Here is a 22268-nt window from a genome sequence, read left to right as displayed (position 1 = left end):
AATTTTAGAAACAAAAAAGGGACTGTTGAACAGCCCCTTCTAAAATCAATACTTGTTAATTAAGTATAGTAAATTGAATGGATTAAAGTGCTTTAATCGTTTCAATTTGCTCATTAAGTTTGTCACAAGTTGTTTGGTATTCAGCTTGTTTTGCTTTTTCTTTAGTAATAACCGCTTCAGGAGCATTACTTACAAAACGTTCATTGCTTAGTTTACCAGATACTTTATCTAACTCTTTTTTAGCTTTTTCAAGTTGTTTAGCTAAACGTGCTAATTCAGCTTCTACGTCAATTAACCCTGCCATTGGAATCAATAGCTCTAAGTCACCAATTAATGCAGTCACTGAAGCAGGTGTTTCCTCACCTTGAGCAACAAAAGTCACACTTTCTAGTTTTGCTAATGCCGCTAAGAAAGCGTCGTTATCTGAAAAACGACGTCTCGCTTCATCATCTGCATTTTTAACTAGTACGTTCAGCGGTACTTTTGGACTAATATCCATTTCACCACGGATATTACGAACAGCGTCGATCACTTGCTTAACCCACTCAAGGTCAGCAACGGCTTGCTCATCCACTTGTGAAGCATCATATTCAGGGTAAGCTTCTAGCATGATGGTATCACCACCTTGACCCGTGATTGATTTCACTCGTTGCCAAATTTCTTCAGTCATAAACGGCAGCATTGGATGTGCAACACGTAATAAGGTTTCTAATACGCTGATTAATGTATGACGCGTACCACGTTGCTCTTCTTCGCTACCTTTGAATAAAACAGGTTTTGTTAATTCTAAGTACCAACCACAGAACTCATTCCAAATGAAATCGTAAAGAATGTTCGCTGCGATATCAAAACGGTAAGTATCTAACGCTTGACGGAACTCTTTGATCATATTTTGTAATTGACCTTGGATCCAACGATCGGCAAGGCTAAATTGCATTGCTTGGTTATCACCAAAACCAAAATCTTGATCTTCCGCATCCATTAATACATAACGGCTGGCATTCCATAACTTGTTACAGAAATTACGGTAACCTTCAAGACGATTCATATCCCAGTTGATATCACGACCCGTCGAAGCCATTGCTGCTAATGTGAAACGCAGTGCATCAGTACCATGTGCTTCAATACCGTTGGCGAAAGTTTTACGTGTGTCTTTTTCGATTTTCTTCGCAAGCTGTGGTTGCATCATGTTACCAGTACGCTTAGTTACTAGGCTTTCAAGATCTAAACCATCAATCATATCTAAAGGATCTAATACGTTACCTTTAGATTTAGACATCTTATCGCCATTTTCATCACGGATAAGCCCGGTCACATAAACGGTTTTAAATGGTACTTGTGGAGTGCCATCGTCATTCTTCATAAAGTGCATAGTAAGCATGATCATACGTGCTACCCAGAAGAAGATAATGTCAAAACCCGTTACCAATACATCCGTTGAATGGAAGGTTTTAAGATCCATAGTTTGGTTTGGCCAACCTAATGTAGAGAAAGTCCATAAACCTGATGAGAACCATGTATCTAATACATCGTCATCTTGGTTTAATACAACACTGTCATCTAAGTTATGCTTAGCGCGAACTTCTGCTTCATCGTGACCTACATATACTTTACCTGCTTCGTCATACCAAGCTGGGATACGATGTCCCCACCATAATTGACGAGAAACACACCAATCGTTAAGGTCATTCATCCACGAGTTGTACATGTTTTCGTATTGTTGTGGTACGAATTTAATGTCGCCATTTGCAACAGCTTCTGTTGCTGTTTTAGCAAGAGGTGCAACACGTACATACCATTGATCTGTTAGCATTGGTTCAATAACAACACCACCACGGTCGCCATAAGGTACGGTTAAGTCGTGGTCTTTTACTTCGTCTAATAAACCAATTGCATCTAATTCACTTACCACTAATTTACGCGCGGCTTCACGTGTTAAGCCTTGGAATTGTGTTGGTAAATCTGTTGGGTAATCTTCGCTTTTTTCACCGTTAGTATTAAACACTTCCGCGCTGTCACGAATACAAGCATCAAAGGTTAATACATTGATCATAGGCAGTTTATTACGCTTACCTACTTCATAGTCATTGAAGTCGTGAGCAGGTGTAATTTTTACACAGCCTGTACCTTTTTCCATATCTGCGTGTTCATCAGCAATGATTGGAATTTCACGATTAACAAATGGCAGTAAAATCGTTTTACCGATTAAGTGTTGGTAACGTGGATCTTCAGGGTTAACGGCAACACCGGTATCACCTAATACGGTTTCAGGACGTGTTGTTGCTACTACGATGTAATCTTTACCGTCGAGAGTTTTTACACCATTCGCTAATGGGTAACGGAAGTGCCACATGAAGCCTTTCACATCTTTGTTTTCTACTTCTAAATCAGAAATCGCAGTGTGTAATTTTGGATCCCAGTTTACAAGACGTTTACCGCGGTAAATTAAGTCATCGTTGTATAAATCAACAAAGGTCTTTTTAACGGCTTCTGATAAACCATCATCCATAGTAAAACGTTCACGATCCCAATCCACTGAAGTACCTAGACGGCGCATTTGACGTGAAATGTTACCGCCTGATTCTGCTTTCCAGTCCCAGATTTTTTCGATAAAGGTTTCACGGCCTAACTCTTTACGTGTTTGGCCTGTTTCAGCAAACAGTTTACGCTCAACCACCATTTGTGTTGCGATACCCGCATGGTCGGTACCCATTTGCCAAAGTGTATTTTTACCTTGCATACGTTGATAACGAATCAAGGTATCCATGATGGTATCTTGGAATGCGTGACCCATGTGTAAACTACCAGTGACATTTGGTGGTGGGATCATGATGCAGAAGCTTTCTTTATCAGTATCACCGTGTGGTTTGAAGTAACCTTTTTCTTCCCAGGTTTGGTAATTTTTTTGCTCAATCGCACTTGGGTTGTATGTTTTTTCCATCATTTGTCTTCTGTCTGGTTAGTTGACTCTTGAGATGTTGCTTCAACATCTTGAGTAGAGAGGGTGTGGCCTAGTTTTTTATAGGCACTGTAACGCATTCGCGCATTAATTTTTAGTTGTTCTTGTGCAGGCACAAAATCAATAATTTGTTGGAAGTTTAAATTAAACTTCGGAATGGATTGGTTCAGGTTAATTAATACTGCGCGAGGGTGTTGTGGAGCAAGCCAGCTAATCTCAACCGGAGAACCGTATCGTGGGCCTTCACCCACTAAATTATGTGGTACAAAACTATCACCATCAAATTGCCATAAATACTCATCTACAACAAATGCGTCCTGTTGATTTTCAGTATAAATAAACACTTTTTTATTTTGTTGGTAATAATAAGCCGCCAACTGACAAGCCTGCACATAATGGGCAGGCAAGTTAGTATCCGTATCTTCTTGCGAATGTATGTAAAAAAGAACTTGGCTCATTGTTAACATGTACCTTGTTGAACTCGATACATTAAGCGTCGATGTCCGTTAGTTCTTGCTCGCTACGGTTCATTACAAATTGTGTTAGCAATGGAACAGGGCGGCCCGTTGCACCTTTGTTGGTGCCTGAACGCCATGCTGTGCCTGCGATATCTAAATGCGCCCAAGTGTAAGCTTTAGTAAAGCGAGATAAGAAACAAGCTGCCGTAATTGAGCCTGCTGGACGACCACCAATATTTGCCATATCAGCAAATGGGCTATCCAGTTGTTTTTGGAAATCATCATCCATAGGTAATTGCCATGCTTTATCACCGGTTTGGTTAGATGCGCCTAGTAGCTCATGTGTTAAACCTTTATGTGGGCTCATTAATGCGCTGATATTATGACCTAGGGCAATAATACAAGCGCCGGTTAAGGTCGCCATATCTACAACACATTCAGGTTCGAAGCGCTCTACGTAAGTTAATGCATCACACAATACTAAACGGCCTTCTGCATCGGTATTTAATACTTCAACAGTTTGCCCTGACATAGTGGTTAAGATATCACCTGGACGATATGCTTTGCTTGATGGCATGTTTTCTGCCGCAGCCACTAAACCTATTACATTGATGTTTAAGTCTAATTCTGCTATTGCTTGCATTGTACCAAATACCGACGCGGCACCACCCATGTCATATTTCATCTCATCCATGCCTGCGCCTGGTTTTAGTGAAATACCACCTGAGTCAAAGGTCAAACCTTTACCCACTAATACAATAGGTTTTTGATCGCTTGGACCACCCTGGTAGTTCATGATCGACATGTAGGCAGGGTTAGCAGAACCTTGTGCAACGGCTAAGTAACTGTTCATGCCCAGCGCTTGCATTTGTGGCGTATCAATAATTTCAGTGGTGATTTTATCAAAACGCTGATCTAATTCTTGTGCTTGTTGGCTTAAGTAAAGCGGTGTACAGATATTAGGAGGCATGTTTGCTAAGTCTTTACAAAGCTTCATACCCGCAGATACTGCAATACCATGTTGTAATGCTAGCTCAGCACGCGCTAATTCTTTGCGGCTTGGCACGTTAAACGTTAGCTTACGTAAAGGACGACGAGTATTGTCTTTATTGGTTTTAAACTGATCAAAATTGTATAGGCTATCTTGCGTCGCTTCGACGGCTTGTCGAACTGCCCAGTAACTATCACGACCTTTAATGTGTAACTCAGATAAGAAGCAGATAGCTTCCAATGCACCTGTGTCATTTAAAGTGGTAATGGTTTTTTCAATGATTTGCTTGTATTGTTTTTCGGTTAATTCGCGCTCTTTGCCACAACCAACTAATAAAACACGTTCACTTAGAACGTTTGGTACATGGTGTAAAAATAAGACTTGGCCGACTTTACCTTCAATATCGCCGCGACGTAATAAAGCACTTAAATAACCTTCACTGATTTCATCTAATACTTCGGCTGCATGAGATAGACGGCGAGGTTCAAATACACCTACAACAATACAGGCGCTGCGTTGCTTTTCCGGGCTACCACTTTTAACTAGAAATTCCATATGTATCCTTAAAACGATTATATTAAGATTAACTGTGCTATTTTTATAAAAATGCAGTTATCATTAGCTCTTGTGGATCTTGAAACGTAATATAAACTTACTAAAATAGCAATTTTACCGCAATTGCTCTCTTAATCCACTATTTTACCGCTTTTGTAGCATTCTTATTTTACATTGGAGATCAGCTTGATAATTCTTCGTTATTTAATGTTAGAAACATTTAAAAGCCAAGTTGGCATTCTCTTTGTTTTGATCCTCATCTTTGTTAGCCAAAAATTCATCACTATTCTTGCTCAAGCTATTAATGGCGTGATACCTGCTGACTTAGTATTAACTATTCTGTTTCTAAATTTGCCGACCTTAGGCATCTTAATGTTGCCTATTAGTTTTTATTTAGCAATTCTTTTTGCACATGGTCGATTACACAGCGAGAGTGAAATGGTTGCCTTAACCTCATGTGGTTATAGCCCCAATAAAGTGTTGAAGGCCACTTTAACCTTATCTTTGTTAACCTTTACCTTCGCTTGCTTTAATACTTTATATCTTGCGCCAAAAGCAGAAGATAAAATGATGTCTATTATTGAACAGGCTGAAGCAAATGCCGGCACGGCAACCCTAATTGAAGGACGCTTTCATAAAGCCTCTGGTAACGGTGGTGTAGTTTACGTAGAGAAATATGTGGAAGGGCAAAATTTACAAAACGTATTTGCAGCACATTGGCCAAAAGAGGGCGGAATTTCTCCTTCTGTGATCACCGCAAAAAGCGGTAATGTCGCTGAGAAAAAAGACGGGACTTGGTTAACTTTAGAAAATGGGCAACGTTATGCTGGTATTGTGGGACAAAATGAATTTGAGAATTCAAAGTTTTCAACTTACCAAGTACATATTGCTAACTCAACAGTAGAAAATAAAACGCGTGACGTAGAAGCTTTGCCAACCTCTAAATTGATTGGTGTTGATAACCCTAAATATCAAGCTGAGTTGCAATGGCGTATTGCTATTCCTGTTTCTATTTTATTGATCACTTTCATGGCTGTACCCTTAGCGCGGGTTAACCCTCGTCAAGGCCGTTATGCAAAGCTACTTCCTGCATTAGCCTTATATTTAAGCTTTTTCTTATTGTTAAGTGCATCTAAGAGTTTGATTGAAGACGGTGCTATCCCTTACTTTGGTATATGGGCAGGACAAATATTGTTTCTTGTTGTCGGTATTGTTTTACATTTACAAACAATCGGTAAGTTGAATTTTAGCCGAAGAAAAAAACTGACGCCTAAGGTGGAAAAGTAGATGGGTATTTTAGATAGATACATTGGTCGAACAATTTTTGCAGCGACCTTTTTAAGCTTATTTGTTCTGATTGGTTTAAGTAGCATTATTAAATTTGTTGAGCAGATGAAAAGTGTAGGGACTGGTGCTTATACAGTATTCTCTGCAGCCTATTTTGTACTGTTGAAAATGCCCGTTGAGATTGCTTTATTCTTTCCAATGGCAGCCTTGATCGGCGCTTTAATTGGTCTGGGATCACTAGCGAGTAGTAGTGAGTTAGTGGTTATGCAAGCTGCGGGAATGTCTAAATTTAGAATCGCTACGTCAGTATTAAAAACGGCGATACCTATGGTTATTGCTGTGATGCTGTTAGGTGAGTTTGTTGCACCTCAAACGGATAAAGAAGCTTATTTCATGCGAGACCAGCTTCGTAAAGGGACAGAGAGAGTTGATAATAAGTATGGTGTTTGGGCAAAAGATGCTAACTCATTTGTCAGTATTGGGCGCATGAATAGTAAAGCGGAATTGTATAATGTTCAGTTGTACTTTTTTGCTGAGGATTTGACTTTGAGTCGTGCAATGGTTGCCAATCAAGCCACTTATCAAGATGGCTCTTGGTTATTACAAGAGGTAAGTCAAACCAGTTTCTATGATGGGGAAACACAAGTTGAAAACTTCCCTGATTATGTGTGGGAAACTGAATTAACCCCGAAAAAACTAGAAGTGATTATCAGCGAGCCAGATAAGATGTCGATGCGTGATATCTACGATTACATCACTTATTTAGAAAGTAATGAGCAAGACGCAAGTAGCTATTGGTTAATATTGTGGCGTAAAGCGGTATTGCCTTTCACTGTGGTGGTAATGATGCTGTTATCGGTATCATTTATATTTGGTGGGTTAAGATCTGTACCTATGGGGACACGTCTTATTTTTGGTATTGCCAGTGGCTTTACATTCCACGTGTCCGGAGAATTATTTGGACCAGCTAGTTTAGTCTTTGGTTTACCGCCGATTTTAGGCGCTTTATTACCTAGTATTTTAGTGTTAATGATTGCCATGTACCAGCTAAGAAAACAAACCTAATACAAGCTAAATTTAGGTCATATTACTCAGTTAATGCGCTGCTTTAACTGAGTAATTTCTTGGTGATAACAACTACTTTTCTTCTTTGTTATTTTCTTTAAATATCCATTTATTTAATGCTTTTGGAAGTACCACCACTTCACACTCTGCCCACAAATCTTGAAAAGCATTACGATCCTTTAATAGTGCCATAAAACTGCCCAAACCAAAGGCTGAAGTCGCTAAACGAATCGCTGCTTGGGTAAAGCTAATGTTACTCCCATCGCTATTTTGAACTCTTAATTGTGCCACTTTCATACCTAAGGTTTGTCCTGAGTGGCTCCAAAAGTAAGTGAAAAAGCCAATAATAATGACCGATAAATAAATTAAAAAGGCTAGGCTATGGCCTAAATAGTCAGTGCTATCCACATATAAACTTAAGTCAATGGTGCCCAGTTTAGCTGCAACAGTGACCACTAATAAAGCAAGCATAGTCGCCACCGTAATAACCAATCCTATTGTAAATAGATCAACTACGTAGGCACTTAACCGTCTCCAAAAAGAGGCACGAGGACATTGTTGATACTGCTCCATTAACGCAAGTGCAGCATTATTTTTGTTATTCTGTTTTACCATGATAATCCCTCAAATAGGTGAAAAAACAGTGTAGCAAATGGCTAATAATTTGGCATTTTATTTATTGGCAGTAAGCTCAGTAGTGAGATATTGCATGGTTTTTAAGCGCTTACACGCTTTACAGTTAAAAACACTTGTTTGTACCGCTTCCATAGGTATAATTCTCAGCACTTAATGCCCGAGTGGTGAAATTGGTAGACGCGACGGATTCAAAATCCGTTTCCGAGAGGAGTGACGGTTCAAGTCCGTCCTCGGGCACCATATATATAATAAAGCCTCAACATTTGTTGGGGCTTTATTATTTCTAGGTGATAGTCATTTCTATTTTATCTCAATGAGTACACTTTCAATGAATGAGTTTTCCGCTGTATTCGTTATCTAAATCTAAGGTATTTCACTAGGTAGAGTTTATGCCAATCATACTAAGTAACTGATCTATTTTACTTGTTAAAATAACTGACTCCTTAGTTGTAATCTTCGCCAATAGAATTAACATTTTTTAGTTAATTCTCCGTCAGACTATTAACTAAGTTAATCGTCGAGAGGTTTAAATGATGCCTTGAACTAAGTCATTTTTCCTGCGTAAAATTTAGATCACTTATTTAATGCAATTGGTATTAGATGAACGGTTAAGAACTAATGTTGTTATTTTATCAATATATTGTTATTTAATTGTCGGTTTTTTTAACAGTTATATCTTTTTTAAAGTTGAAATGTAAAATAAAACCATTAAAAACAGTGTTTTGTGTTTTTGGCATAGTTAGTGCTTTATTGATACATATGGTTATTCATAACTTTAAGGAAATATTATGAACTTATTAAAATCAGCGCTAACAGCAGCACTTTTACTCTCTAGTACCTACGTTTCTGCAATTGCTTTTTACTCAGGTGTCGATGACGTATCTAGTAGTACTAGTCCTACAACAACTCTTACTGATGATGATGGTAATTGGATTGATCCAACAGGCACTGCGTTAGATGGTGCAACATGGGTACAACCTACCGATGCATGGGAAGTAGATGACAGTAGTTTTTATTATTACGAAGTGGATTTAGTTGATAGTGTTGATTACAACTTAACATCATTATTTGTTTCTTATGATGATGATCTAATTGTTTCTATCGGTGATACGGTTATCTTTGATTCTGAAACTAGTGGTATTGAAAAAGCATGGAAAGGTGTTTATGACATTTTTGATAGCTCATTCTCATCACTGTTAATTACATCTGATGATAAACTTACTTTTGCTGTGGTTAATAGCAATAATGATGCTACAGGTGTAATTTGGAGTGGTACAGCTTCTGTTCCAGAACCAAGCATGTTATTTGTATTAGGTTTTGGGCTTATCGCTTTTGCTTACCGACGCAAAACGAACGCATAACTTAATAGCGTATTAAATGTTAATAAACGGCTCTATTTAATAGGGCCGTTTTTGTATCTACTACTTTCAATTTTAAACCGATTATTTAACTTTCAGTCAATAAAGTAAATTACTCCTTTGGTTCTTCTCAGATATCTCTTCAAACCGCTTAAAAGCGAATCCTATATTCATGCTTTAACTTATAAAGAAATCATTATAAAAATGGCTATTTCGTTAATTGATACAAATAGGCATGTTTTAGATATTATTTCGCCTATTTAGCCGCCTTTATGAAGGTTATAGTTTATTTAATAAAAAACTAATTCTTAATGAAAGATACAGGGTTTAGATAATGACTATGACAAAGAAACAAGGCTGGACTCCACAACAGATCAAAGATATTTCCGGTAAAACCTATCTTATCACAGGCGCTAATTCAGGCGCTGGGTTTCAGGCTACCCGAATACTTATTGCTAAGGGAGCCAAGGTGGTGATGTTGAATCGGAATAGCACGAAGTCGGAAGCGGCTATCTTCGAGATAAAGAGAGAGTTTGGTCATGATGTTAATGTAAGTTATATCAACTTGGATTTGGCTGATCTTAATTCGGTTCGCCAAGCTGCAGCTGAAATTTTAGAAAAAGTGCCTCAAATAGACGCACTTATATGTAATGGTGCTATTGCGCAGGTAGCTAAACAAGAGTTGACTGTGGATGGTTTTGAAAGTCAGCTCGGAGTAAACCATTATGGTCACTTCCTATTATCTGGTCTGTTATTTGACCGTATTAATGCAAGTTATGGTCGAATCGTTATTGTTGCTAGTGAAGGTCATAAAATGGGGCTAAGAACCATCCAATTTGATGATATGAACTGGGATAAGAGTTATCATCCAAACAAAGTTTATAGTCAAAGTAAATTAGCTCAAATGATGTTTGCTTATGAATTACAAGATAAGGTTAAGGCGACCAATAACAATGTCAAAGTCTATGTTTGTCATCCAGGTGCTTCTAATACTTCATTGATTAATGAAAAGGCTAACTTTGCAACCAGGTTATCCTGGGGAATTATGGTCAAACTTGGTGTTGCGCAAACCGCTGAAAAAGGTGCTTTACCTGAGGTGATGTGTGCGACACAGGAAGACTTAAAACAGCGAGCTTATTATGGTCCAACAGGCTTTATGAACTTTGGCGGGCCAGTTGGCGAGTGTGAGCTAAAGGCATTTGTTTTAGATAAACCTGTATTAACTAAATTATGGGCTTTATCAGAGAAAAAAACTGCTTTTAGTTGGTCACTTTAGTTTGTTAACAGAGTGTTAATAGCGCATTGCTTAAATACACCTCATCGAGATAAATCAGCAGGGGAGTGTAACTACCTCTCTCCTGATAAATGTGCATTTATTCTGCTGGTTTATTGATCACTAAACCTTGTTCATCAAACTCAATGACTCGTGCTCTGTAATTAGAATTGAGGTTAAATCTAGCCTGGAGACTTTCTTCTATCTCACCACCGCAGGAATGTATTATTCCCATTGGTTCAGGTGGCAGCTCATGTAGGGAAAAGCGGCTTCTACAATAGTGTCGCATTGATCGCACCATGCACTTTTAGTTACAGGTTGTTTGTCTGGGTGACCAATATATTGATAGGAAGCCCAACTTCCATAGCCTGTAAAATCACAGTGACTACATGAATAAGAAACGGAAGAGTAAGAGATAACGTACTACCTTATAATTTAATTAAAGTATGTAAACCATATTCTTAAGTGTTATTGGTGACAAGTATAATAAAGCGTTTTAGCTTTTTTAAATGGCAATAAAAATAGTCGGAATTATTGACTAATAGCTCATGCAGTTACCACTGCAGAAAGTATCTTTTTAACACCTCTTGTTTCAATGCCATTAATGGCAATTTTTCAACTGTATGTCCACTTTTAATGTGAGTATTTGGATGAGGTTAATCTTCCATTATGTCTACTTTAGTACTTTACTGAGCGCTCCCTCACTTATCTGTATAAAAAACAAACATAAAATGAGATGGGACCTTGAGTTTTTGATGCTTTTTTATTGTTATATTATTGTAATACAAGGTGTCATTAGAGATTGTTCAAGTAACTTTTAAAGGTTAATTCAGTATATACATTTTTGTTCATTTTATTCGTATTTAGTCGTTTTATTGAGTGGGTTTACATCACTTTTTTGTTATTACCTAAGTGATCATTTATTAATTTTAGTTTTATCGGTTTCATAAGTTATTTGTACATGGAAGTCTGTCTATTATTTTTATGTGAATTCTAATTACTTGTTTTTAAAGGTATTGGCGTTCATAGATGCTTATCGCTTGTAGTCAGTTTTTACTGCTTGAGCGTTATTCGATAAATACGAAGTGCTACTTTTGGTTAACAAAGTAGGGCGGTATAGAGGGTGTTTTAACGATATAAACATTCAGATAAAGGAAGATAACTGATTATATTAGGAGTTAATTATGCGTTTTAATTTTAAAAAGAGTTTGGCTTCAGCATTATGCTTAGCGTGGGCATCTTCAGCGTATGCGGCCGTTGAGTTTAAACTCGGCCATTTTGGGGCTGAAAACCATCCTTCTCATATTGCTGCTATGCAATTTGCTAAGCAGGTTGAAGCAAGAACCAATGGTGAAGTTGAAGTTGAAATTTACCCTAATAATGCATTAGGAAGCCCACCTGAAGTACTCGAACAAGTCATCATGGGTGTGGTTGATATGAGCCTTTCGGGGCAAGATCAATTAGCTAAACATGTGTCATTATTTGATACCGTGAGTATTCCTTTTTCCTTGACCGATGCGGAACATGCTGATCGTGTTTTAGATGGTCCTTTTAAAGAATGGGCCGCACCAGAATTAGATAAAATTGGTTTGGTTTATTTATCTAGTTGGGATTGGGGCTTCCGTCAATTGACTAACTCTAAGCGTCCTATTTTATCTCCTGCAGATGTTAAAGGGTTAAAGATTCGAACTCCTCCTGCAATGACCTATCAAGCAGCGATGCAAGCGATAGGGGCAAACGTACAAACTATCTCATTCAGTGAATTAGTGATGGCAATGCGTCAAGGCGTGGTTGATGGCCAGGAGAACCCAATTGGTGTGATTTACAGTCTTAAACTCTATGAGTCGCAAAAATATATTTCGATTCTTAACTACTTGTACAGCTCAATGGTGCATATTGTTTCTAAAGATGCTTGGGATAGATTAAATGATCAGCAACGTAAGATTGTTCGCGAAGAGTCAGATTCAGCTCGCTTATTAATGCGTAAGTTAATGAGAGAGGAGGAGTTAAAACAGATCCAAGATATGCGTGCTAAAGGCATTGTCATTGATGAACCTGATCTTGCCCCTTTCCAAGCGATGATGGGGCCTGCCTATGAACAAATTAAAAAGAAAGTAGGTACAGCTAATTTCGATAAATGGATTGAGATGACTGAGTCTCTTAAATAGTTAACATAAAAAATGTTAATAACTATCTATTTCGCCTTATCTTGTTAACTGAGTAAAGGCGAAATATTTCAATTTAACTAATGCATTAATAACCGGTTTATAGATTGAAATCAATCTCTCATGATAGATCGATAACAAAAGTGACTCGCTTCATGATTGCCAATCTTATTCACTCAATATTGGCTGCATTAAAGTTGTTTTAAATGCGTTATAAATCCAAGCAGGTAACCCCCTATGTTGACCTTAGCTATATTCGGACTGTTAATTTTTCTGTTGTTGATTAATGTACCAGTGGTCGTTGCCATCGGTTTAACATCGGTCATATTTTTTGTTGGTTTAGGTGATGCGCGACTATTAGCGATGTTACCTCACCGCATGTATTACGGTACAACTGGGTTTACTTTATTAGCTATCCCATTTTTTATTTTAGCTGGTAATTTAATGAATACGGGAGGCATTACCGATCGTATTTTCCGCTTTGCGCAAACTATGGTTGGCCATATCTCTGGTGGTATTGGTCAAGTTAATATTGTTGCCAGTGTTATTTTCTCCGGTATGTCTGGGTCTGCGGTAGCCGATGCAGCTGGTTTAGGTCAAATAGAACATAAAGCCATGGTGGATCAAGGTTATGAACCAGCGGATTCTGCAACATTGGTTGCCGCTTCCTCGGTAATTGGGCCAGTTATTCCGCCTAGCATTCCCTTTGTTTTATACGGCTCAATTACTAGTGTCTCCGTGGCACGTTTATTCTTGGCGGGGTTTATACCAGGCGTATTGATGGCATTAGGGATGATGATTGCTTTAAGTATTTTAGCAAAACGTAAAAATTACCCCTGTGCTGATAATAAAGCCACATTTAGAGATCGCTTATCCTCTTTTAATGGTGCTTTTTGGCCATTAATGGCACCGGTGATTATTGTCGGTGGCATTATGAGTGGTTTCTTTACTCCAACGGAAGCATCTGTTGTTGTGTGCGTTTATGCCGCGTTGTTAGGTTTTTATTACCGAGATTTAAAGTTAAAGGCTTTACCAGGCATTATTTACAAATCCATTACTCAATCAGTCAGCCTGTTATTTATTATTGCTTCAGCTAACTTCTTTGGGTGGTTAATCATCCATCAAAAAATTCCAGATAGTGTGATTGAAACCTTAGTAGGGTTTGGGGCAACACAGTCGATAGTGATGTGGATTGTGATAGGCATAGTACTGACTATGGGCTTGTTTTTAGAGGGTAATGCTATCTTTTTAATTACTCTACCGCTGTTTATGCCGATTGCCACTATGTTCGATATTGACTTGATTAACTTTGGGGTGGTGATGGTGTTATTAATTATGATTGGTAACTTAACACCGCCTGTTGGTATGTGCTTGTTTGCCGTTGATAGTTTTGCAAAAGTAGGTATGCCTGCCTTAGCGAAGAGGGTATGGCCATATTTATTAATGATATTTCTAATTACAGTGTTGATCGCCTTTGTGCCGAGTATTTCATTGTTCTTACCTAATCTTATTATGGGAGAAATGTGATGGTCTGTTTATTGAAAAATATTGATATCTGGGTGCAAAGAATACTTCGTTATATCGCCATTACCATGTTCTCAATTCTTGCTCTTTTATTAATTGCGAATATTTCACTACGTTTAATTAACGATCTCATTCAGTTTTTACTGGCCCATGGTTGGGAGGGTACTGCAAACTTTATTCAGAGTATTATCACCATTAACTCTTTTTATTGGTTTGATGAGATTATTGAGCTGAGTTTTGCTGCACTGGTATTTTATGGCGCTGCTGGATTATGGTGTGCAAAGCTGCACTTTTCAGTAGGGGATTGGATAACGCCACGTATTAGTAATGTACGCTTACAGCATTTATATAAATTAGTAATTTTGCTTATTTCTGCAACTTTTATGGCTATCTTATTTTGGTACTCGCTTAAGTTAACCTTAAGAACCAATCAAGTGACCACTGTTTTTCAAATTAAGCAGTGGATCCTTTATTCCTGTGTGCCGGTTTCGTCAATGATCATGCTGATCTATTCAGTAGTAGATGTCATTATTGCGGCTAAAAACTTACTAAAGGGAGAGCAAGTCGTGGCATGATAAAAGGCTTGGAGTATGCTTTTTGCATACTCCTAATAAGCTTAATTATACGGTATATCTATCTTTACGATGATTAAGGGCAATGATTAAGTTGAGTACAATGCCACAGAAAATAGATAAAACTAATTGATATACGGACACAATGGATAAAGAGATTAACATGATCGTGAGGTCAGCCCCCATTAATAACCATCCCGCTTTAATTGAAAACCTTTCTTGTAAATATAATGCAAGAATATTGAAACCACCCAAACTCGCTTTATGGCGAAATAAGACAATGAAACCCACACCAAAAATAAAGCCGCCGAATATAGCGGCATAAACAGGATTAAGCGTTTCAATACTAATAAATAGATCATGCAAAGAGCTAAATATAGAAACCAGTAACACTGCAATAAAGGTTTTTAGAGTAAACATCCTACCCATACGTTGTAGTGCTAAATAATAAAAAGGTAGGTTAATAAAAAAGAAGATCACACCAAAGTTAATATCAAGTTTGTAATGAAGTAATAAAGATAAACCTGCCGTTCCACCCGTCAATAATCCAGCATGTTTTAAGAATAAAACTCCGAAGGAGACCAAACTAGTTCCGATTAAAATTGCCATTGCATCTTCAAACCAGCGATGCTTTGTTGTTACTTCCTGTATGTTATCTACTAGCCTAGTATCTGACATGCTTTACAGTCCTAATTTGTTTGCGTTAGTTGTGCGTGATTTATACCATGGTGATTAAATTGTGCAATAAGTTGTTTTGTTTTGTTTTTGTTGTGCGTTTTTTGGTGCGTTTGTGTCTGTTTTGGTGCACGGTTTTTGTATCGGCTTTAATGACTATGACAAGTGTGTTTTGGTGATAGGAGAAGAAAGTTTTTAAAGGCTAAAGGTGAGAATAGTGCACTCTTTTGAGCACACCAAGTTGAAGGCTATTCTACAGGTCATATTCCTCTGGTTACTCTTTTATAATTAAGATTTTGAGGTTGGACTGATTAATCAGTTGGCACTAACCTACCGTTTTAATACCACTCTCTTTGATTCGCTCAAGTACGATGGACGTTTTGATATGTGAAATAAGTTTAGTTTGAAAAATGCGAGAAAGTAACGCATTCAAACTGTCTAAATCGGAAACCACCACTTTAAGCGAATAATCTGCATCACCTGTGGTTTTATAGGCATCTATTATGCTCGGCTCATTAACAACAAATTGATGAAAGTCTTGTGCATTTTCATTCTCATGATTAATTAGCTTTACTTCTACCATGGCCTGCATCTCTTGCTTTAATGCTTTCGGTGAGAGGCGAGCGTGATAGCCTAAAATCAATTGTTGTTGCTCTAAACTAATGCGGCGACGTGAACACTGTGATGGAGATAAACCAACTAAATCACTGAGCTCTTGGTTAGTGAGACGTCCATTTTCCTGTAACAAAGTTAATATTTTTACATCGTATTCATCAATATTGAACATTCCAGCACCTCTTATTAGTTGAGAGCAGAGAGTCTAACAAAGAAAGTATCAACTGGCTTTCTAATTCATAACTAATACCAATCACACTAAGTAACTGATCTATTTTACTTGTTCAAATAACTTACTGCTTCGTTTTGATTTTCGCAAATAGAACCACTATTTAAGCATTAACCTTTTTTAGTTAATTTTTCGTCAGACTGTTAACGAAGTTAATCGTCGAGAGGTTCGAATGACGCCTTGAACTCAGCCATTTTTCCTGCGCAAAATTTAGCTCACTTATTTAATGTAATTGGTATAATATTTCTACCAACTGATGAAGACTAAATTTCCCTAGCTTTTTGTATTAAATAACCAGGAATATCGGCCGCTTGAATAGCTGGAGAAAAATAAAATCCTTGAATATAGTCACAGCCTTTTTCTGCTAAATAATTTAATTGCTCTTGCGTTTCTACGCCTTCTGCAACAATACTAAATTGCATTGCCTGTGCGAGTTGAATAATAGTTGATGTTAGTTGGCATTGGACTTTATCATTGGGCTTTTATTTGTAATAAAGCTTCGGTCTATGTTTAAAGTGTCCCATGGCATATTTGCTAAATAGGAAAGTGATGAATACCCTGTACCAAAATCGTCAATAGCTAATTTAATCCCTCGCTGTTTAATCCTTTTTAACTTAGGCGTCACTTCTTGAGCTCGTTCAATATAGGTTGATTCAGTTAATTCTAGTTCTAAATGTTGTGCGGGATATTGAGTCTGTTTAAGCACTTTATCTAAAGTTGAAATAAATTGGCCAAACCTGAGTTGATATACAGAAATATTGACTGAAATAGTAATTGCTTGGTATCCCATGTCTATCCATTTACGCCCATCTATACAAGATTGTTCTAATACTAAAGCACCTAAACTTGCTATTAATCCAGTTTCTTCAGCTACCGGGATAAATTCCGCTGGAGATACCCACCCTAATTCATTCCAACGAACTAATGCTTCAACACCATGTATTTTCTTACTTTTAGCTTTAAATTGAGGCTGATAAAATACTTGCAATGAATGCTCGTTAATCGCTTTTTTAAGCTTGGTACTGATGATTAATTTTCTTTGACTTTCTTGAGTTAAATGTTCTTCATAGAACCCAAAGGATCCTCGGCCATTGCGTTTTGCTTGATAAAGGGCTGCATCGGCTTCTTGTAATAAATCTTGACGTACTTCTGCTACTTGGCTACTTACACCAATAGTGGCAGATATGAATACTTGCACATTATTTTCAAGATTAATGACAGAGAACAAACTTACTTGAATTTGTTTAATAACCTCTTCGATTTTTTGTTTATCAGTTGTATCGATTAATAAGGCAAATTCATCACCTCCGGTACGGCAAATAAGGTAGTTAGGGTTTAAAATCGTTGTTTTTATTTTTAATAGCCTGTTTGCAACTTCTTTAAGAAGAGTATCGCCTGCCATATGCCCGTAACTATCGTTTACATCTTTAAAGTGATCTAAATCAATCACTAATAAAGAGGCTGTTTGTATGTCATTTATAGCTAAGCGTTGATCGAGTACACGGCGGTTGGGGAGTTCTGTTAATTGATCATGAATCGCAAGATGATTAAGTTGTTGTTGGGTAGCTTTTTGCTCATCAATGTTGATAAGAGAAAGTATGTAAGTGCTGCTTTTATCCTTTTCTGATTTTACTTCTGTCAAAGAAGCAATACCTTGATGTATATAGTTTACTCCAAAGCTTACCTCACTCCGCCATTTCGAGGTGAGCATTTGAGTGTGGTTTAATGGTTGATTATTATGTTGAAAATAGTTGGTGATATTAAGCTGGTTACTATTAATATCCAGCTCGCTAACTTTTAGCATACTAGCAAAGGCCGCATTCGCTTTAACAATGTGCAGATAATATGCCTGTACTACTTTCTTTTTTCAAAAAGCAGCGGTGTGAAAGCGTTTTAATGTCTATTTATAGTTGCTTGGTTATCTAAATTACCTTTAACTCCTATTTAACGATTATTTTTTGTTGAAAAGGATTTTTATTTTAATGAGCAGTAACTTTAACGCGTTGTTTTTAAATTAATAGAAGGGTTTTAGCTACCTGATTATTCCAATATTATATTAGCGATAATGTTTGTTATTTGTTTTTGTAGCTATAAATGAGTATTTATAGGGCGTTATTTTTATTATCTTCATATTATCAATGTTTTGCATGTTTATTTTTAATCTTAAATCGTAATGTTAGTTGTTATATAAGTTTGTTATGTTATTGAACTAGTCTATAATATGAGTAATAAACAAACAATTTAAAGGGAAATCTTGATTTGTTATCAGGATTGACGAATAAAGGGAATTATTTATGAAAACTATCCTATCAACATTGAGTGCTGCTGCTGTTTTATTGTCTGCAAGTAGCTTATTTAATGCTGCTAATGCTAGCCTTATCTTTTCTGAAGATTTTAGTGGAGGCAGCTCTTCTTTAGTTAACTCAACAGACGCATCTTGGGCAGATACAAGTGGTAAGGGCTTCGAGGTTTATTACGCTAATGGCGCAAATCGTCGTAGTATGAGTAAAACGTACGATCACGATAATGATAGCAGTACCGCGGAAATTAAGATCCCGGGGGCGATTGAAGTAAATGATGATTTAGGTAGCGAAACATTAAGTGTGACATTTACATTGGATTCACTGATTGATGCAGGGCAGGAGTTATTATTAACTTTCTTTGCTGGTGAACGTGGTGATGCTTCAGGTGCAACAGTAGAAGTGTATAACGTGACACAAGATATCTCATTAAGTGGAATTTTAGAGCCTGTGTTAGGGGCGGGTGAGTGGATTTACAACAGCTTCTCATTTGATGCTGCGACAACCATTAGCGGTGACGAAATTCAAATTAGCTGGACGGGCGGTGGTACAAACTCAGGCGTCAGTCAAGAAATAGCGGATGTTAACTTATCAATTGTTGATGTACCAGCACCAGCGACAGCTGCTATTTTTGCATTAGGTCTATTAGGATTTGGTGTTAGTCGTTTAAAAAAATAACGCTTTTTTAACCTTATTTTTTAAAGCATCACCTTAGGGTGATGTTTTTTTTTGCCTAATAAAAATCATCCAACTTAATCTTTAATATCCAAACAATTAATGTAAATCAAATTTGTTTATTTTAATTAATTGATTTAGACGTCTAGATGTCTTAGTATGCACCCATTATTACAACTTAGCTCACCGATTTTCTTTGATGGCTAATAGGTAACCAGTATTTAAATTTCAGGAAATCTGATGATAGAAATAAAAGATGTAAACAAGGTGTTTTATCAGGGAAATAAGGCGATTAACGCGCTTTCCGATATTAACCTGACTATAGAGCAAGGTAGTATTTTTGGTGTGATCGGTTCATCTGGCGCAGGTAAAAGTACATTAATACGTTGTGTTAACTTATTAGAACGCCCAACTACCGGTGAAGTCTTGCTGGATGGTGTTGATTTAACTAAGTTATCGGACCAAGAGTTAACGAATACTCGTCGTAAAATAGGGATGATCTTCCAACACTTTAATCTTTTATCATCACGTACAGTATTTAATAATGTCGCCTTACCTTTAGAGCTTGCTGGTGTTAGTAAAAGCGAAATTAAGACGAAAGTAGAAGATCTATTAGCGTTAGTTGGTTTAGCTGAAAAACGTGATGTTTACCCTGCAAACTTAAGTGGTGGTCAAAAACAACGTGTGGCTATTGCGCGTGCATTAGCGTCAGATCCTAAAGTATTGTTATGTGATGAAGCAACCAGTGCATTAGATCCTGCAACGACTATCTCAATTCTAGAATTACTACGTAAAATCAATAAAGAGTTAAACCTGACTATATTGTTAATTACCCACGAAATGGCGGTAGTAAAAGGTATTTGTCAGGAAGTGGCTATTATTGGTGGCGGTAAATTAGTTGAAAATGGTTTAGTGGGCGATATCTTTGCTCACCCTAAAACAGAACTAGCACGTGATTTTATCCGATCTACGTTAGATCTATCAATCCCAGCAGATTACCAAGAGCGCCTACACAGTACACGTGTTGAAAACAGCTATCCGTTAATTCGTTTAGAGTTCACTGGCGCGTCTGTTGATGCACCAGTTATTAGCCATGTAGCTCGTGAATTTAATATTGATATCAGTATTTTAAGTTCAAATATGGATTATGTAGGCGGCGTTAAATTTGGTTTAATGTTAGCTGAATTTATCGGCCCTGATGCATGTGCAGAAAAAGCCATCGAATATTTAAAACAACAAAAAATTGAACTAGAGGTGCTTGGCTATGTCATTTAATGCAGTGGTAACTTGGTGGGCTGAAAACACACGTTTAATTGAACTATTAGTGAGTTCATTGTGGGAAACACTGATCATGGTGTTTACCTCTGGTTTTATCGGTTTTGTCGTGGGGATTCCATTAGGTGTGTTATTACACCTAAGTAAGAAGAATGGTTTATTAGAAAGTACTAGTTTGAACAAAATATTGGGAGTAGTGGTTAATATTGGCCGTTCAATCCCATTTATTATTTTGCTGGTGGCCTTGATTCCAGTGACTCGTTTTATTGTCGGGTCCTCAATCGGTACTGCGGCTGCCATTGTGCCTTTAACCATTGGTGCGATTCCATTTATCGCTCGTCTGGTTGAAGGTGCGTTATTAGAAGTACCTGCAGGACTCGTTGAAGCGGCACAAGCAATGGGTGCTAAGCCATTACAAATTATTAAGAAAGTATTATTACCAGAGGCATTACCGGGCATTATCAATGCGGCAACGATTACGCTTGTGACCTTAGTTGGCTACTCAGCAATGGCTGGTACCGTTGGTGGTGGTGGTCTTGGTGATGTGGGTATTCGTTATGGTTATCAACGTTTTGATGCCACAGTGATGATGATTACCATCGTTATTCTGGTGATTTTAGTACAACTGATTCAGTCACTAGGTGATTACCTAGTTAAACGTGTAGATCACCGTTAATTGTTTCGTTTTTAATTTTTATTAAAGCAACATCTCAAAGGAAATTGTATGAATGTTAATATCAAAAAAGTAATCGCAGTATTAGGTTTAGCGTCTGTATTTGCACTAACTGGTTGTGGTGAAAAAGAAGCGCCTGCAGTAGATAACAGTAAAGTGAAAATTGGCGTAATTGCTGGTTCTGAAGCACAAGTTGCAGAGATTGCAGCGAAAGTAGCAAAAGAGAAATACAATCTAGACGTATCATTAGTGACTTTCTCTGATTACATTACACCGAATGCTGCACTAGATGAAGGTTCAATTGATGCTAACGCATTCCAGCACAAACCTTACTTAGATCAGCAAATTGCTGACCGTGGTTACAAATTTGCAGTCGCAGGGAATACATTAGTGTACCCAATTGCTGGTTACTCAAGCAAAATAAAATCACTAGATGAATTAAAAGATGGTGACCAAATTGCAGTACCAAGCGATCCAACTAACTTAGGTCGTTCTTTAATTTTATTAGAGAAGCAAGGCTTACTAACGCTTAAAGAAGGTGTTGGCCTTAAAGCAACTGTATTAGATATTGTTAGCAGTGAAAAGAATCTAAAAATTGTTGAATTAGAAGCAGCACAATTACCACGTTCTTTAGATGATGTTGCACTCGCTATCATTAACACAACGTACGCAAGCTCAATTGATTTATCACCTGAGCATGATGGTTTATTCGTTGAGGATAAAGAGTCTCCATACGTTAACTTAATTGTTGCACGTGAAGATAATGTGAATGCTGAAAATGTACAAAACTTTGTCAAAGCGTACCAATCTGAAGAAGTGTACCAAGCCGCTTTAGAAATCTTCAAAGGTGGTGCTGTTAAAGGTTGGTAATCCCAACTTTTAATACACAGATAAAATGACCAGAAAGGTATGAAGCTTTGCTTCATACCTTTTTTTATATCTAATTTAAATAGGTTAGGTCGCTATTAATAGGCTAAGAATTT

The 22268-nt window shown here is 37.4% G+C and carries 20 protein-coding genes and 1 tRNA gene; 12 read left to right on the top strand and 9 right to left on the bottom strand.

The window, feature by feature from the left end; genetic code table 11:
* Nucleotides 1–82: 82 nt before the first annotated feature.
* The 3 genes from DS885_RS12540 to pepA are packed head-to-tail and all read right to left on the bottom strand — an operon-like array spanning nt 83 to nt 4963.
* Nucleotides 83–2941, bottom strand: coding sequence for a valine--tRNA ligase (locus DS885_RS12540; protein ID WP_113819772.1), 2859 nt, complete (start codon nt 2939–2941; stop codon nt 83–85).
* Nucleotides 2941–3417: a DNA polymerase III subunit chi gene (locus DS885_RS12535; RefSeq protein WP_113819764.1), complete on the bottom strand. Its 477-nt coding sequence runs from the start codon at nt 3415–3417 to the stop codon at nt 2941–2943. Before DS885_RS12535 ends, DS885_RS12540 begins: the two co-directional genes overlap by 1 nt.
* Nucleotides 3418–3448: 31 nt before the next feature.
* Entirely contained in the window at nt 3449–4963 is a 1515-nt protein-coding gene (pepA, locus tag DS885_RS12530) for a leucyl aminopeptidase (RefSeq protein WP_113819763.1), read from the bottom strand.
* 186 nt (nt 4964–5149) lie between these two features.
* Here pepA and lptF point away from each other — a divergent pair, with 186 nt between their 5' ends.
* Nucleotides 5150–6250 carry an LPS export ABC transporter permease LptF gene (gene lptF / locus DS885_RS12525; RefSeq protein WP_113819762.1) on the top strand — a complete coding sequence of 367 codons (1101 nt, stop codon included), beginning with the start codon at nt 5150–5152 and terminating at the stop codon, nt 6248–6250.
* Nucleotides 6251–7315, top strand: coding sequence for an LPS export ABC transporter permease LptG (lptG, locus tag DS885_RS12520; RefSeq protein ID WP_113819761.1), 1065 nt, complete (start codon nt 6251–6253; stop codon nt 7313–7315).
* 72 nt (nt 7316–7387) lie between these two features.
* Here lptG and DS885_RS12515 read toward each other — a convergent pair whose 3' ends face one another.
* Nucleotides 7388–7930 carry an RDD family protein gene (locus tag DS885_RS12515; protein WP_113819760.1) on the bottom strand — a complete coding sequence of 181 codons (543 nt, stop codon included), beginning with the start codon at nt 7928–7930 and terminating at the stop codon, nt 7388–7390.
* 176 nt (nt 7931–8106) lie between these two features.
* Between DS885_RS12515 and DS885_RS12510 the strand changes: the two genes are divergently transcribed.
* From DS885_RS12510 to DS885_RS12500, 3 genes are all read left to right on the top strand, one after another.
* Nucleotides 8107–8191 (top strand) — tRNA-Leu (locus DS885_RS12510).
* A 548-nt stretch (nt 8192–8739) separates the two neighbouring features.
* Nucleotides 8740–9312, top strand: a complete 573-nt coding sequence (locus DS885_RS12505; protein WP_113819759.1) for a PEP-CTERM sorting domain-containing protein — start codon at nt 8740–8742, stop codon at nt 9310–9312.
* Nucleotides 9313–9649: 337 nt separating this feature from the next.
* Nucleotides 9650–10585: an SDR family oxidoreductase gene (locus DS885_RS12500; protein ID WP_113819771.1), complete on the top strand. Its 936-nt coding sequence runs from the start codon at nt 9650–9652 to the stop codon at nt 10583–10585.
* 97 nt (nt 10586–10682) lie between these two features.
* Here the strand turns inward: DS885_RS12500 and DS885_RS12495 are convergent, their stop codons facing one another.
* Nucleotides 10683–10871 (bottom strand): hypothetical protein, encoded by a 189-nt coding sequence (locus DS885_RS12495; RefSeq protein ID WP_113819758.1) that lies wholly within the window; start codon nt 10869–10871, stop codon nt 10683–10685.
* An 895-nt stretch (nt 10872–11766) separates the two neighbouring features.
* Between DS885_RS12495 and DS885_RS12490 the strand changes: the two genes are divergently transcribed.
* The 3 genes from DS885_RS12490 to DS885_RS12480 all read left to right on the top strand — a co-directional run bounded on the left by DS885_RS12490 (nt 11767) and on the right by DS885_RS12480 (nt 14846).
* Nucleotides 11767–12750, top strand: coding sequence for a TRAP transporter substrate-binding protein (locus DS885_RS12490; protein ID WP_113819757.1), 984 nt, complete (start codon nt 11767–11769; stop codon nt 12748–12750).
* Between the two features lie 234 nt (nt 12751–12984).
* On the top strand, nt 12985–14274 hold the full coding sequence (locus tag DS885_RS12485; RefSeq protein WP_113819756.1) for a TRAP transporter large permease: 1290 nt from the start codon (nt 12985–12987) through the stop codon (nt 14272–14274).
* Nucleotides 14274–14846, top strand: coding sequence for a TRAP transporter small permease (locus tag DS885_RS12480; RefSeq protein WP_113819755.1), 573 nt, complete (start codon nt 14274–14276; stop codon nt 14844–14846). The genes DS885_RS12485 and DS885_RS12480 overlap by 1 nt, the downstream gene beginning before the upstream one ends.
* 45 nt (nt 14847–14891) lie before the next feature.
* Here DS885_RS12480 and DS885_RS12475 read toward each other — a convergent pair whose 3' ends face one another.
* From DS885_RS12475 to DS885_RS12460, 4 genes are all read right to left on the bottom strand, one after another.
* Entirely contained in the window at nt 14892–15521 is a 630-nt protein-coding gene (locus tag DS885_RS12475) for a YitT family protein (protein WP_113819754.1), read from the bottom strand.
* A gap of 322 nt (nt 15522–15843) precedes the next feature.
* A complete protein-coding gene (locus tag DS885_RS12470; protein WP_113819753.1) occupies nt 15844–16305 on the bottom strand; it encodes an Lrp/AsnC family transcriptional regulator in 462 nt (153 codons plus the stop codon).
* Nucleotides 16306–16625: 320 nt separating this feature from the next.
* Nucleotides 16626–16784, bottom strand: a complete 159-nt coding sequence (locus DS885_RS12465) for an EAL domain-containing protein (protein ID WP_258546907.1) — start codon at nt 16782–16784, stop codon at nt 16626–16628.
* 29 nt (nt 16785–16813) lie between these two features.
* Nucleotides 16814–18004, bottom strand: coding sequence for a putative bifunctional diguanylate cyclase/phosphodiesterase (locus tag DS885_RS12460; RefSeq protein WP_181817763.1), 1191 nt, complete (start codon nt 18002–18004; stop codon nt 16814–16816).
* Nucleotides 18005–18656: 652 nt separating this feature from the next.
* Between DS885_RS12460 and DS885_RS12455 the strand changes: the two genes are divergently transcribed.
* The 4 genes from DS885_RS12455 (at nt 18657) to DS885_RS12440 (ending at nt 22155) form a co-directional block, all read left to right on the top strand.
* Complete coding sequence (locus tag DS885_RS12455; RefSeq protein WP_113819750.1) at nt 18657–19340, top strand: PEP-CTERM sorting domain-containing protein; 684 nt, start codon at nt 18657–18659, stop codon at nt 19338–19340.
* 237 nt (nt 19341–19577) lie between these two features.
* A complete protein-coding gene (gene metN / locus DS885_RS12450) occupies nt 19578–20612 on the top strand; it encodes a methionine ABC transporter ATP-binding protein MetN (RefSeq protein WP_113819749.1) in 1035 nt (344 codons plus the stop codon).
* Entirely contained in the window at nt 20602–21288 is a 687-nt protein-coding gene (locus DS885_RS12445; protein ID WP_113819748.1) for a methionine ABC transporter permease, read from the top strand. The genes metN and DS885_RS12445 overlap by 11 nt, the downstream gene beginning before the upstream one ends.
* A gap of 48 nt (nt 21289–21336) precedes the next feature.
* Nucleotides 21337–22155 carry a MetQ/NlpA family lipoprotein gene (locus DS885_RS12440; protein WP_113819747.1) on the top strand — a complete coding sequence of 273 codons (819 nt, stop codon included), beginning with the start codon at nt 21337–21339 and terminating at the stop codon, nt 22153–22155.
* The last annotated feature ends 113 nt before the right edge of the window (nt 22156–22268 follow it).

The sequence above is a fragment of the Psychromonas sp. B3M02 genome, assembly GCF_003318165.1.
GTDB lineage: Bacteria > Pseudomonadota > Gammaproteobacteria > Enterobacterales > Psychromonadaceae > Psychromonas.
This window is presented reverse-complemented; position numbering and strand designations above follow the sequence as displayed.